The sequence below is a fragment of the Billgrantia saliphila genome (assembly GCF_002930105.1).
GTDB lineage: Bacteria > Pseudomonadota > Gammaproteobacteria > Pseudomonadales > Halomonadaceae > Halomonas > Halomonas saliphila.
In genome coordinates this window covers 183,590-196,672 of the sequence record NZ_PJRN01000007.1, presented here as the reverse complement: position 1 = coordinate 196,672, position 13,083 = coordinate 183,590, and the positions used below count along the sequence as shown (strand labels likewise).

Sequence of the window (13,083 nt, the reverse complement as noted above, 5' to 3'; positions counted from 1 at the left end):
GAAGTGGGGCCCGGCTTGCAAGGGATGCCCTGTACCGCCATGGTGAAGAAAAGGAACGCAGAACAGACGAGGGATTGCCATGAGCGACTATCGAATCGAACGCGACAGCATGGGCGAACTCAAGGTGCCCACCACCGCGCTCTACGGGGCCCAGACCCAGCGGGCCGTCGAGAATTTCCCCGTTTCCGGCCAGCCGATGCCGGCTGCCTTCATCCATGCCATCGCACGCATCAAGTTGGCGGCGGCCAAGGTCAACCGTGAGCTGGGGCTGCTCGAAGCCGAGCGGGCCGAGGCCATCGTGTCGGCTGCCCAGGAGATCGTCGACGGTCGTCATGACGACCAGTTTCCGGTGGATGTGTTCCAGACCGGGTCCGGCACGTCGAGCAACATGAACGTCAACGAGGTGATTGCCCATCTTGCCAGTCGTGAGGGGCTGTCGGTGGGACCCAACGATCATGTCAATATGGGGCAGTCGAGCAACGATGTGATCCCTACCGCCATCCATCTCTCGGCCGCGCTGGAAGTGACGGCGGAACTACGCCCCGCGCTGGTTCACCTGCGCATGACCATCGACGAGCGAGCCACGGAGCTAGACGGCGTGGTGAAGACCGGCCGCACCCACCTGATGGACGCCATGCCGCTGCGCCTGAGCCAGGAACTAGGCGGTTGGTCGAGCCAGATCGGACAGGCGGTCGAGCGTATCGATGGCGCCATGCTGCGCCTTGCCAGGCTGGCCCAGGGCGGCACGGCGGTGGGTACGGGCATCAATGCGCATCCCGAATTCGCCGAACGCATGGCGCGCGAACTCAGCGCGCAGACCGGCCTTGCGCTTGCGCCCAACGACAGTTTCTTTGCCAGCCTGGGGTCCCAGGATGCCGCCGTGGAGCTGTCGGGACAGCTCAAGGGGTTGGCCTGCGGGGTGATGAAGATCGCCAACGATCTGCGCTGGATGAACTCCGGTCCGCTGGCCGGGCTCGGCGAGATCGAACTCCAGGCGCTGCAGCCGGGCAGCTCAATCATGCCGGGCAAGGTTAACCCGGTGATTCCCGAATCGGCGGCGCAGGCCGCCGCTCAGGTGATCGGCCTGGATAGTGCCGTGACCGTGGCGGGGCAGAGCGGCAATTTCCAGCTCAACGTGATGCTTCCCTTGATCGCGCATAACCTGTTGACCTCGATCCGCCTGATGAGTCGCACGGCTCGCCTATTGGCCGATCGTGCCATCGCGACCTTTCGCGTGCGTGAGGATCGGCTCGCCGAGCCGCTGGCGCGCAACCCGATTCTGGTCACTGCGCTCAATGGGGTGATCGGCTACGATGCGGCAGCGTCCATCGCCAAGCAGGCCTACCAGGCGGGCAGGCCGATCATCGACGTGGCCGAGGAGCAGACCGAGCTGAGTCGGGAAGAACTCGAACGATTGCTCGACCCCGTTCGTTTGACGCAGGGCGGTATCCCGGGCTGACCGGAAGTCAGGTTTCCTGTTCGCGCTCGTTGGCTTCTCGAATGGTCTCGCGTGCCCACTCCCGTTCCGATGCCTCGGCTTCGGGAGTCTCGTGCTCGTCGGTTCGCGAAGGGCGGAAGCAGAGCGATGCCAGGATGGGAAAGTGATCCGAACCGAAGCCGGGTAGCCGACGCATCGCTTTCAGGGTGAAGTGCTCGCTGGTGAAGATGTGGTCCAGCGGCCAGCGCAGTAGCGGGTTACGGGCATGGAAGGTGCTGTACATGCCTCGGCCGCGGCGCGGATCGAGCATGCCGCTGATACGGCAGAACAGGCGGGTAGTGCGCGACCACGCCACGTCGTTCAAGTCGCCGGCCACGATGGTGGGAATCGGGTTGCGATGAATGGCGCTGCCGACCAGAAGCAGCTCGGCATCGCGCCATAGCGTTTCCTCGCTCTCATTGGGGGCGGGCGGGCGCGGGTGGAGCGCATGCAGCCGCAGTGTATCGCCGCTCTCGAGTGTGACATCGGTGTGGATCGAGGGGATATCGTCCTGGATCAGCCAGTCGACCCGGGTGTTGTCCAGGGGGAGTCGCGAATAGAGGTGCATGCCGTAGAGATTGTCCAGGGGAATCTTGACGCTGTGGGGCCAGCTTTCATCGAGCGCTGCGTCGAGTCTTTCCTGCCACCAGGCATCGGACTCCAGTGTCAGCACGATATCGGGATCGTTCTGGCGGATGATCTCGATGAGTCGGCTGGCCTGTCGGTTGGGCGTCAGCACGTTGGCGATCAGCAGCGTCACGCAGCGAGTCTGCTGGCCGGGCTCGGCATCCTGCACCTGAATCGGCCAGAGGCGGGTCCAGGGCAGGATGAAGCGAGCCTGCAGGACGATGACCAACAGGCTCGCACCGAACAGGATCCAGCGCCATGGAGACTCAAGAGTGAGCGAGAGCAGGGCGGTGACCAGGGCGGCCGACGCCAGCTGCAGCCGAGGGAATTCACAGGCCCTTATCCACCACCAGCGCAGCGGCAGCTTGGCGATGATCGTGGCTACGAGCAACAGCGCGACCGCACCGCCAAGTGCGAGCGGGTAGATGGCCATGAGGTCTCCTAATGCGTAGGCGGGTTCGAGCGACCCTTTCTTCAGAGCCTACGCGATCGGAGCCTCATGCAGCCAGTCCGTGACGGTGTGTTGCAACATGTCGCTTCAGTGCATCGACCTGGCGCGGTGTCAGACGCAGCCCCAGTTTGGTGCGGCGCCAGAGAATGTCCTCGCTGCAGGCCGCCCACTCGTGATCCATCAGATAGTCGACCTCGGTTGCCGTAAGGCCAGCACCGAACTCCTCGCCCAGGTCTTCGACACACGTTGCGCCGCGCAGAAAGTGCAGGCAGAGGCTGCCGTAGCTGCGCGCGAAGCGACGAGCACGAGCTTCACCGAGCCAGGGAAAGTCGTGCTGCAAGCGCTCGACGAAGTCCGCCTGATTGTCGATGTCGCCGCCGGGCAGGACGGCCTCGGCGGTCCAGCGCGGCGCCATGCCCGGCAGAAAGGGGGTCAACTGACCAAGGGCGGCTTCGGCCAACTTGCGGTAGGTGGTGATCTTTCCCCCGAAGACCGAGAGCAAGGGCGCACCCTGATTATCCAGTGCCAGGGTGTAGTCGCGTGTCATTGCCGAGGGGTCCGCCGATTCGTCGTCGCACAGCGGACGCACGCCCGAGAAACTCGCGATCACGTCGTGACGGTCGAGCTGGCGGCGGAAATGATCATTGACCACGCCGAGCAGGTAATCGATCTCCTCCGCGCTGATGACCACCTCCGACGGGTCGCCCTGGTAACGTCGGTCGGTAGTGCCGATCAGGCTGAAGTCATCCTCGTAGGGCAGCACGAAGACAATTCGACGGTCGCTGTTCTGCAGGATATAGGCACGGTCGTCGGCGTTGAGACGGGGCACGATGATGTGGCTGCCCTGAATCATGCGGATCGAGTAGCGCGACGAACGCCGCGCCTGCTCGCGGACCACATTCTCCACCCAGGGGCCGGCGGCGTTGACCAGTACCCGGGCGTGCCGTTCGAAGCGTTCCCCGGTGCGGATATCCTCAAGTTCGACGCACCAATGGCCATGCTGCTCGCGCGCGCCCGTACAGCGGGTACGTACCAGTATCTCGGCGCCGTTCTCGCGCGCCTGCATGGCATTGAGCACCACCAGGCGGGCATCGTCGACCCAACAATCGGAATATTCGAAACCGCGCACGATTCCGTCAATCAAAGGCGAATCGGGAGCGAAACGAACACTACGCGAGCCGGGAAGTCGCCTGCGCTTGCCCAGGTTGTCGTACAGGAACAGGCCGGCACGAATCATCCAGGCGGGGCGCAGGTGGCCACGGTGAGGAAGGATGAAGCGCAGCGGCCAGATAATATGGGGTGCCTTCTGCAGCAGCACCTCGCGCTCGCGCAGGGCCTCGCCGACAAGGCGGAACTCGCGGTGTTCGAGGTAGCGCAATCCCCCGTGGATCAGCTTGCTGCTGGCCGATGAGGTGGCCCCGGCGAGATCGCCCTGTTCACAGAGGGCGACCGAGAGACCGCGCCCGGCAGCATCGTTGGCGATGCCGGTGCCGTTGATGCCGCCACCGATAACGAGCATGTCGAGGAGAGCGGGGGTGGTCTGCGCCATGAACGGAACTCCAATGAAACGGCGAGCCGCGGCTGCGCCTCGCCATCAGTCATGTTTGAAACCGAACATAAATCAATCGAAACCGAACATCAAGGGGCAATAACGCGAAAAGCCGACACATCGGTGCCGGCTTGAAGAGAACGGGAGGAGAGGCGTCAGGCGATGTGCAGGGCGACGTCGTTGACCTGCATGAGATGCACGATCCGTTCGGGCGGCTGGCGGTCGGTGAACAGGGCGTCGAGCTGGGAGAGGTTGCCTTGCCGTACCACGGGATTGCGATGGAACTTCGAGTGGTCGGCAATCAGGTAGACCTGGCGCGAGTTGTGAATGATCGCCTGGGCGACGCGCGCTTCCTGATAGTCAAACTCGAGCAGCGAGCCGTCCTCGTCGATACCGCTGATGCCGATGATGCCGAAGTCGACCTTGAACTGGTTGATGAAGTCGATGGTCGCCTCGCCGATGATGCCGCCGTCGCGTGAACGCACCTGGCCGCCGGCGATGATGACGTTGAAGTCGTCCTTGTGCTGGAGGATGGCCGCCACGTTGAGGTTGTTGGTGATCACTTCGAGCCCCTGGTGATCGAGCAGCGCCTCGGCTACGACCTCATTGCTGGTGCCGATGTTGATGAACAGCGAAGCGTGGTCGGGAACGTGGCTCGCCACCAGAGACGCAATGCGCCGCTTGGCTTCCAGATTGAGGTTCTTGCGCGTGCTGTAGGCGGTATTGACGGTGCTGGACTCCAGTCCCGCTCCCCCGTGCACACGACGAATCAGCCCCTCTTCCGACAGGGCGTTGAGGTCGCGGCGTATGGTCTGAGGCGTGACGGAGAAATGGTCGGTCAACTGCTCGATGCTGGCGTATCCCTGGCGCCGCACCAGGTCGACGATGGCATCCTGACGTTGTTGCTGGTTCATGACGGCTCCCTTTCGCTCACGCGAGTGTAAGCGATTCGGCACGGCATCGGCAGGCGGCGGTGGCGATGCGCGACGAAAGTCGTAGAGCATTGCGAACATAGTCCAGTACTCTTGATGATCATAAACGAACATACAACGACAGGACCTCTCATGGCCGACTATCTGCTTGCCATCGACCAGGGCACCACCAGCTCGCGTGCCATTCTCTTCGATCGCGGCGGCAACATTGCCAGCATCGCCCAGCAGGAATTCCCCCAGCACTTTCCGCACGACGGCTGGATCGAGCACGACCCCGAGGCGATCTGGGAGTCGGTGGTGGCGACCTGCCGAGAGGCGATCGAAACCTCCGGCGTGGCTCGCGAGCGCATTGCCGGTATCGGTATCACCAATCAGCGCGAGACCACGCTGCTATGGGATCGGGCCACGGGAGAGCCTCTCTACAATGCGATCGTCTGGCAGGATCGACGTACCGCCGATCTGTGCCAGCGTCTGCGCGAGCAGGGGCACGACGGAAACGTCCAGGCGCGTAGCGGACTGCTCATCGATCCTTATTTCGCGGCAACCAAGCTGGCCTGGTTGCTCGATAACGTCGAAGGTGCCCGAGCGCGCGCCGAACGCGGCGAATTGGCGTTCGGCACGGTCGACAGCTTCCTGCTGTGGCGCCTTACCGGCGGTCGGGTGCATGCCACCGATGCCACTAACGCCTCGCGTACGATGCTCTTCAATATCCATACGCAGCAGTGGGACGAGGAGTTGCTCGCACTGTTCGGCATTCCGGCCAGCCTGCTGCCGGAGGTGCGCGACTCGAGCGACGATTTCGGCATCTCCGACGCGCAGTGGCTCGGCGTCGAGTTGCCCATTGCCGGTGTCGTCGGCGATCAGCAGGCGGCGCTGGTGGGGCAGGCCTGCTTCGAACCGGGCATGGGCAAGAGCACCTACGGCACCGGTTGCTTCATGATCGTCAATACCGGCGATACCCCGGCGGTATCGCGCAACCGGCTGCTGACCACCGTGGCCTACCGACTGAATGGCAAGACCACCTACGCCATCGAAGGCAGCATCTTCGTCGCCGGTGCCGCCGTACAGTGGCTGCGCGACGGCTTGAAGCTATTCGACCATGCTGCCGAGACCGAGGCGCTGGCCAGGGAGACGAGAGACGGACACAGCGTCTACCTGGTGCCGGCCTTTACCGGCCTGGGCGCCCCGCACTGGGACCCCAAGGCGCGGGGCGCCGTCTTTGGCCTGACCCGTGACACCGGCATCGCCGAGATCGTCGCAGCGGGACTGCAGGCGGTCTGCTACCAGACCCGGGATCTGCAGACCTGCATGAGCGACGACATGGGGGTGTCGCCGGGGACGCTGCGGGTCGATGGGGGCATGGTGGCTAACAGCTGGCTGGTCCAGTTCCTCGCCGACATGCTGGGCGTTCAAGTGGACCGGCCCACGGTGCTCGAGACCACCGCGCTCGGGGCCGCCTACATGGCGGGGCTTCGGCTCGGCTGGTATCGCGATCTGAACGAGATCGCCGAGCTGTGGCGTTGCGAGCGGGAGTTCCTGCCGAGCATGCCGGAGGCAGAGCGCGACCGGCTCTATCGCGGCTGGCTCGAGGCGGTCGAGCGGGTAAAAAGCGCCGTTTGAGGCTTGCAAAAGACAGCGATATGGGTAAGATATGCATCCGTTGCCGGCGCGGAAAGCGGCGGCAACACAGCCGAAAAGGGAAGGCGAAACAGGACCATAGCTCAGTTGGTTAGAGCGCCACGTTGACATCGTGGAGGTCGGCGGTTCAAATCCGCCTGGTCCTACCAGCCCACGCCGCCCGCTTCAGGACCATAGCTCAGTTGGTTAGAGCGCCACGTTGACATCGTGGAGGTCAGCGGTTCAAATCCGCTTGGTCCTACCAGACTTCCGAACGCCTCGCAGCCATCGCTGCGGGGCGTTCTGCTTTTCGGCCCGGCTGGCCGATGCCCGGACGCTACCGCGATGTGAATAGGTCCGGCAGGTGCGTACGTTCGACGAATACCGAAACCAGCCGTTCGATGCCGACCTGATCCTCCTCGCTGAAACGTGCATGGCGCGGGCTGTCCAGATCCAGCACGCCCCACAGCACACTATCCCGCACCACCGGAATCACCAGTTCGGCGTTGGAGGCGGCGTCGCAGGCGATATGGTCGGCGACGGCGTGCACGTCGTCGATGCGCTGGGTCGTGCGCGTACGAGCGGCGGCACCGCAAACGCCCTTGTCGAACGGGATCGGATTGCACGCCGGCTTGCCCTGGAAGGGGCCCAGTGTGAGCCGCTCGGGCTGCCGCTGCAGGTAGAAGCCGACCCAGTTGAGCTCGGGTACGTGCTGCATGACGAAGGCGCAGGTCTGGGCGCTGTTGACCAGCCAGTCGCCCTCGTCGAGCAGGGCTTCGAGCTGGCGCGCGAGCAGGGCGTAATCGGGATTGGTGGAGGGCATGCGGTCTCCTCGGTGCGGGTTTGAACAATGGCCTTGGCGCGACTAGGTTTCGGATACGGACATGGACCCGTGGCCGACATGGAGGAATGAAGAATGCGCGTCGTTGCCGATATCAATGTGACCCCGGTCGGGGCGGGGGCCTCGCTGTCGTCCCATATCGCCGCCTGTGAGGAAGTCATCGAGGAGGCGGGCCTGAAGTACCGACTGCATGCCCATGGTACCAATCTCGAAGGTTCCTGGGAGGAGGTGATGCAGGTCGTCAAGCGCTGTCACGACGTGCTGCACGAGCGCGGTGCGCCGCGGGTGGACAGCGCGATCCGTATTGCCACGGCCACCGACAAGGACCAGAGCCTGGAGGGGCGGATCGACAAGGTCGAGCAAAAGATCGGCTGAGCGCCCCGACCGGCTTCGCTACGCAAACGGGCCGACGCATGGCGTCGGCCCGTTGTCTTGCATACCGCTCACGCTTGGCGGTTCACTCCCATCCGGGAACGGCGGCACCGTCGAACAGCTCCTTCGCCTTGGCGGCGACTTCTTCGCTCTGGTAAGCGGAGACCAGCTGTTCGATCTCCTCGCGATCCTGATCTCCCTCGCGCACCGCAATGATATTGACGTACGGGGATTCGGGACCCTCCCTTAACAGCGCGTCGTCCAAGCTCAGACCGGCAGGCTGGGCGAAGGTGTTGTTGATGAAGGCAAGGTCGACATCCTGCAGTACGCGTGGCAGCTGGGCTGCCTCAATCTCGCGGAACTGGAAGTCGTGCGGATTCTCCACCACGTTCACCGGCGTGGCCTCGAGGTTCTCGGGGTCGTCGAGCTCGATCAGGTCGGCGTTGTGCATCAGGATCATCGCGCGGCCGCCATTGGTCGGATCGTTTGGCAGGGCGATAATGGCACCGTCGGGCAATTCCTCGATGCTGTCGTGCTTCTCGGAGTAGGCGCCGATGGGATAGACGAAGGTGTGGCCGGCCACGGCCAGATCGTAGTCGCGATCCTCGATCATGCTCTGCAGGTAGGGCTCGTGCTGGAAGGCGTTGGCATCGAGGCTGCCGTCGGCCAGCGCCGCGTTGGGCGAGACATAGTCGGTGAACTCGACGATCTCGACCTCGAGGTCGTAACGATCCTTGGCGACCTGTACCGCCACTTCCATGACCTCCGACTCCGGGCCGGACATGGTGCCGACCTTGATCGAGCGGGTCTCGCTGGCGCCGTCGTTCTCGCCGCAGCCGGCGATCAAGGTGGCGCCGACGAGAGCGGTGGCGCCGAACAGGCGGGTCAGGCTGGCTTGCATGGGTCTTTCTCCTTTGGGGTTGCCTTCACTTGCGGTCCGACTTGCGTACCAGGTAATCGCCGAGGCTCTGGAAGCCCTGCACCATGACCACCAGGATGGCCACGGTGATCAGCATGACGGTGGGATTGAAGCGGTTGTAACCGTAGCGGATGCCCAGGTCGCCGAGGCCGCCGCCGCCCACGGCGCCGGCCATGGCCGAGTAGCTGACCAGAGTCACCGCAGTAATGGTCAGCCCGGTGACGATGCCGCCTCGGGCTTCCGGCAGCAGCACCTTGACGATGATCTGGTGCGGCGTGGCGCCCATCGCCTGGGCGGCTTCGACCAGGCCCGGCGGTATCTCATTGAGCGCGCCTTCCACCAGGCGCGCCACGAAGGGAATGGCGGCGATGGTCAGCGGCACGATGGCGGCATTGGTACCGATCGAGGTGCCGACGACCATGCGCGTGAAGGGGATGATTGCCACCATCAGGATGATGAACGGAATCGAGCGGCCGATGTTGGTCACCATGCCCAGCACCTGATTGAGCAGCGGGCGTGCGAGGATCTGGCGCGGGCGGGTGACGTAGAGCATCACGCCCAGCGGAACGCCGAGCGCGGCCGATACTACGCCCGAGACGGCGACCATGTAGAGGGTGTCCAGGGTCGCCTGGATAATCAGGTCAATCATCGCGCTGGACATGGCCGAGTACCTCCACGTTCAGATCATGGGATTCGAGATAGTCGATGGCCCGGCGGGTCTGCTCGGGTGGGCCAAGCAGTTCGGCGATCATCAACCCCAGGGTGCGCTCCTGGATCGACTCCACCTTGGCCTGCAGGATGCTGACGTCCACGCCGCATTCACGCGCGAGCCGCGAGATCAGCGGAGTCGAGACCGCATCGCCCGAGAAGGCCAGACGCACCACGGGATGAGTGTGCTCGCCCGGTTCCTCTTCGAGGCGCTCGACGAGTGCCTTGGGCGGCTCGAGCTGGAGGAAGTCGTTGAGGAATTCGCGGCCCAGCCGGGTGCGCGGGGCGGTGAAGAAATCGCCCACATCGGCTTCCTCGACCAGCTCGCCATCGGAAATCAGGCTCACCCGGTGGCAGATCGACTTGACCACTTCCATCTCGTGGGTGATCAGCAGGATGGTCAGGCCGAGCTTCTGGTTGATGTCACGCAGCAGCGTGAGGATCGAGCCGGTGGTCTGTGGATCCAGCGCCGAGGTCGCCTCGTCGCAGAGCAGCACTCGCGGTTCACTGGCCAGCGCTCGGGCAATGGCCACGCGCTGCTTCTGGCCGCCGGAGAGCTGGGCCGGAAACTGGCGCGTCTTGTCGGAAAGCCCGGTGAGCTCGAGCAGCGGCATTACGCGCTCGCGAATGGCGGAGCGCTTGAGGCCCATCAGTTCCAGCGGCAGGGCGACGTTGTCGAACACGTTGCGTGTGGTCAGCAGGTTGAAGTGCTGGAAGATCATGCCGATGCGATGGCGCGCCTGGTTCAACTGGGTGGCGGAGAGATCGGTCATCTCCTGGCCATCGACCATCACGCTGCCGCGAGAAGGCCGCTCGAGCAGGTTGACGCAGCGGATCAGCGTGGACTTGCCGGCGCCGGACAGGCCGATGACGCCATGAATGCTGCCCTGGGGCACGTGGAGGTCGACGTTGCTGAGCGCCTCGATGGTGCGGGATGGCGTTTCGCGGCGCGAAGCGAAGGGGAGCCGGGATCGACTGCCCCTGAGATGATAGGTCTTGGAGACGTTGCGTAGCGTGATCATCTGGCTTCCAGTGACGGGCCGTCACCGGGCGGGCGGCAGCGGGAGCCGGAACGAAAAAAAGGCCACCCTGGCGGGTGGCCATCAACGCTGGACACACCCTTTTAGCTGCACTTCACGTCGTTGGCTCGTGAAGCGGGTTCACCGCAGCCTTCGACGTGGGCGCCCGCAATCCGGGTACAAATCGGCGCCTGAAATGTGATGGCGAATACTAGGACCAAAGGCGCATGCTGTCAATGCGTTGGTGTATGTCTGTACCCGTTGCATCAGTTTTCAGAAGAAAGCACTGATGCCGTTGGCTTTTCCATGACTTCGTCCTGCTATGCCTTTCGGTGCCGCAGCCGTGCCGATGGACGTTGCGCCTGCGAGTTCATACACTGCGAGCCTTGCCATTCGTCCGCCGCCGCCGGGAGCCGCGCGAGGAGATATCATGTTCACAGGCATCGTTCAGGGCACGGCGGAAGTCGTCGCCATTCATGAGGCCGAAGCGTTCCGCACCCACGTGGTGCGGCTGCCCGAGACGCTGCGCGCAGGACTCGAACTCGGGGCTTCCGTCGCTCATAACGGCGTCTGCCTGACCGTGACCGCGGTCGACGACGATCTCGTCAGTTTCGACCTGATGCGGGAGACCCTGCGCGTGACCAATCTCGGTGCGCTGCGCGAGGGCGATCGCGTCAATATCGAGCGGGCGGCGCGTTTCGGCGACGAGATCGGCGGGCACGCCATGTCGGGGCATGTCATGGCCCTGGCCGAGCTCGTCGAGCTCGATGAGGCACCCAACAACCGCCGGCTTTGGTTCGAAGTGCCGCACGTTCTCGGGCGCTTCCTGTTCGACAAGGGCTATATCGGCGTCGATGGCATCAGCCTGACGATAGGCGAGGTGAGGCGCGCCACGACCGACCGTGGGCCGCGCTTCTGCGTCGACCTGATACCCGAAACGCTGGCACGGACCATTCTGGTCGACCGCGTGCCGGGCGACAGGGTCAATATCGAGATCGATCCCCAGACCCAGGCCATCGTCGAGACCGTCGAGCGCGTACTGGCGGCACGTGGTGTCTGAACGCGTTCTCAAATGACCGTTTCGTCAAGTCTGCGTTGGCCAGTGCGCTGGCGTATGGCGTGGAGTTTGCTTATACAGAGCGAACCGTGCCGCACAGGGTCCGGGCCGGCCTCGCATCGTCAGCGGCCTTTGGGTACCATGTGCGGCTTTTCTCGCCCCCTGGTCGAACACCAGTCCTTGTGCGCAGGAACGACAACATGAAGAACTTGCTCGACAACCACTTCAAGCTGAAAGAACACAATACCAGCGTGAAGACCGAGGTCATTGCCGGGATCACCACCTTCCTGACCATGGCCTATATCATCTTCGTCAACCCCAGCATTCTTTCCGAGGCGGGTATGGACTACGGCGCGGTCTTCGTCGCCACCTGTCTGGCCGCGTCGGTGGGCTGTCTGATCATGGGACTGTGGGCCAATTATCCCATCGCCCAGGCGCCCGGCATGGGGCTCAATGCCTTCTTCACCTACGGCGTCGTGCTTGGCATGGGATACACCTGGGAGGCGGCTCTGGGAGCGGTGTTCCTGTCCGGTTTCTGCTTTTTCCTGCTCAGTATCTTCAAGATCCGCGAGTGGATCATCCACTCGATTCCGCTCTCCCTGAGGCTTGGCATTGCCGCCGGCATCGGCTTGTTCCTGGCCATGATCGCGCTGAAGAATGCCGGCATCGTGGTTGCCAATCCCGCCACCTACGTGGCGCTGGGCGATCTCTCCGAACCGGCCGCAATCTATGCCCTGCTGGGTTTCTTCGCGATTACCGCCATGGCCTACCTGAACGTCACCGGTGCGGTGATGATCGGCATCATCGGCGTGACCGTCGTGGCGATGCTCCTCGGTCATAACGAGTACGGCGGACTGATGTCCATGCCGCCCTCCATCGCGCCGACCTTCATGGCCATGGACCTGGCGGGGGCGCTCGACGTGGCCATGATCAGCGTGATCTTCGCCTTCTTGTTCGTCGATCTGTTCGACACTTCCGGCACCCTGGTCGGCGTGGCGCACAAGGGTGGGCTGCTCGACAAGGACGGCAAGCTGCCGCGCCTGGGTCGGGCCATGATGGCGGATAGCGGCGCTTCCATGGCCGGTGCGGTGCTGGGCACTTCGACCACCACCAGCTACATCGAGTCCACCGCCGGCATCGCCTCGGGTGGGCGTACCGGCCTCACCGCCGTGGTGGTCGCGATACTGTTCCTGATCAGCCTCTTCTTCGCTCCGCTGGCGGGGTCGATCCCGGCCTACGCCACCGCCGGTGCGCTGCTCTACGTGGCCGTGCTGATGGCCGGCAGCCTGGCCCACGCCAACTGGGAAGATCCCACCGATGCCGCCCCGGTGCTGATCGCCGCGCTGGCCATGCCGCTGACCTTCTCAATCGCCGAGGGGATCGCGCTGGGCTTCATCAGCTACGCTGCGATCAAGGCGCTGTCGGGACGGTTTCGCGACCTCAACCCGGCCGTGGTCGTGCTGGCGATCCTGTTCGTGCTGAAGTTCCTGTTCCTCGATTGACATACACTCACC

The 13,083-nt window shown here is 63.8% G+C and carries 12 protein-coding genes and 2 tRNA genes; 7 read left to right on the top strand and 7 right to left on the bottom strand.

Features of this window, described 5'->3' with window-relative positions; translation table 11 throughout:
• Window positions 1-79 precede the first annotated feature (79 nt).
• Window positions 80-1,459, top strand: coding sequence for a class II fumarate hydratase (locus tag CYJ07_RS10195; RefSeq protein ID WP_104203585.1), 1,380 nt, complete (start codon window positions 80-82; stop codon window positions 1,457-1,459).
• 7 nt (window positions 1,460-1,466) lie between these two features.
• Here the strand turns inward: CYJ07_RS10195 and CYJ07_RS10190 are convergent, their stop codons facing one another.
• From CYJ07_RS10190 to CYJ07_RS10180, 3 genes are all read right to left on the bottom strand, one after another.
• Window positions 1,467-2,531, bottom strand: a complete 1,065-nt coding sequence (locus tag CYJ07_RS10190; protein ID WP_422666958.1) for an endonuclease/exonuclease/phosphatase family protein — start codon at window positions 2,529-2,531, stop codon at window positions 1,467-1,469.
• A 70-nt stretch (window positions 2,532-2,601) separates the two neighbouring features.
• The gene (gene glpD, locus CYJ07_RS10185) at window positions 2,602-4,104 is read right to left on the bottom strand and encodes a glycerol-3-phosphate dehydrogenase (RefSeq protein WP_104203583.1); all 1,503 of its coding nucleotides are present in this window, start codon (window positions 4,102-4,104) and stop codon (window positions 2,602-2,604) included.
• A 155-nt stretch (window positions 4,105-4,259) separates the two neighbouring features.
• The gene (locus CYJ07_RS10180) at window positions 4,260-5,018 is read right to left on the bottom strand and encodes a DeoR/GlpR family transcriptional regulator (RefSeq protein ID WP_104203582.1); all 759 of its coding nucleotides are present in this window, start codon (window positions 5,016-5,018) and stop codon (window positions 4,260-4,262) included.
• Between the two features lie 150 nt (window positions 5,019-5,168).
• On the opposite strand from CYJ07_RS10180, the gene glpK reads away from it, so the two are divergent.
• The 3 genes from glpK (at window position 5,169) to CYJ07_RS10165 (ending at window position 6,918) form a co-directional block, all read left to right on the top strand.
• Window positions 5,169-6,656, top strand: coding sequence for a glycerol kinase GlpK (gene glpK / locus CYJ07_RS10175; protein ID WP_104203581.1), 1,488 nt, complete (start codon window positions 5,169-5,171; stop codon window positions 6,654-6,656).
• 90 nt (window positions 6,657-6,746) lie between these two features.
• Window positions 6,747-6,823: transfer RNA gene (locus CYJ07_RS10170), tRNA-Val, on the top strand.
• 18 nt (window positions 6,824-6,841) lie between these two features.
• Window positions 6,842-6,918, top strand: a tRNA-Val gene (locus CYJ07_RS10165).
• 72 nt (window positions 6,919-6,990) lie between these two features.
• Here CYJ07_RS10165 and CYJ07_RS10160 read toward each other — a convergent pair.
• Complete coding sequence (locus CYJ07_RS10160; protein ID WP_104203580.1) at window positions 6,991-7,476, bottom strand: GAF domain-containing protein; 486 nt, start codon at window positions 7,474-7,476, stop codon at window positions 6,991-6,993.
• 93 nt (window positions 7,477-7,569) lie between these two features.
• Between CYJ07_RS10160 and CYJ07_RS10155 the strand changes: the two genes are divergently transcribed.
• A complete protein-coding gene (locus CYJ07_RS10155) occupies window positions 7,570-7,869 on the top strand; it encodes an MTH1187 family thiamine-binding protein (protein ID WP_104203579.1) in 300 nt (99 codons plus the stop codon).
• Window positions 7,870-7,951: 82 nt separating this feature from the next.
• On the opposite strand, the gene CYJ07_RS10150 is transcribed toward CYJ07_RS10155, so the two are convergent.
• From CYJ07_RS10150 to CYJ07_RS10140, 3 genes are read right to left on the bottom strand one after another with little or no spacing between them, the layout of a single operon-like run.
• The gene (locus CYJ07_RS10150) at window positions 7,952-8,767 is read right to left on the bottom strand and encodes a MetQ/NlpA family ABC transporter substrate-binding protein (RefSeq protein ID WP_104203578.1); all 816 of its coding nucleotides are present in this window, start codon (window positions 8,765-8,767) and stop codon (window positions 7,952-7,954) included.
• 25 nt (window positions 8,768-8,792) lie between these two features.
• Window positions 8,793-9,446, bottom strand: a complete 654-nt coding sequence (locus CYJ07_RS10145) for a methionine ABC transporter permease (RefSeq protein WP_104203577.1) — start codon at window positions 9,444-9,446, stop codon at window positions 8,793-8,795.
• Window positions 9,427-10,515: a methionine ABC transporter ATP-binding protein gene (locus CYJ07_RS10140; protein WP_104203576.1), complete on the bottom strand. Its 1,089-nt coding sequence runs from the start codon at window positions 10,513-10,515 to the stop codon at window positions 9,427-9,429. Before CYJ07_RS10140 ends, CYJ07_RS10145 begins: the two co-directional genes overlap by 20 nt.
• A 427-nt stretch (window positions 10,516-10,942) precedes the next feature.
• Between CYJ07_RS10140 and CYJ07_RS10135 the strand changes: the two genes are divergently transcribed.
• Together CYJ07_RS10135 and CYJ07_RS10130 are read left to right on the top strand one after the other, a co-directional pair.
• On the top strand, window positions 10,943-11,572 hold the full coding sequence (locus CYJ07_RS10135) for a riboflavin synthase subunit alpha (RefSeq protein ID WP_104203575.1): 630 nt from the start codon (window positions 10,943-10,945) through the stop codon (window positions 11,570-11,572).
• Between the two features lie 197 nt (window positions 11,573-11,769).
• Window positions 11,770-13,071: an NCS2 family permease gene (locus CYJ07_RS10130; RefSeq protein ID WP_104203574.1), complete on the top strand. Its 1,302-nt coding sequence runs from the start codon at window positions 11,770-11,772 to the stop codon at window positions 13,069-13,071.
• The last annotated feature ends 12 nt before the right edge of the window (window positions 13,072-13,083 follow it).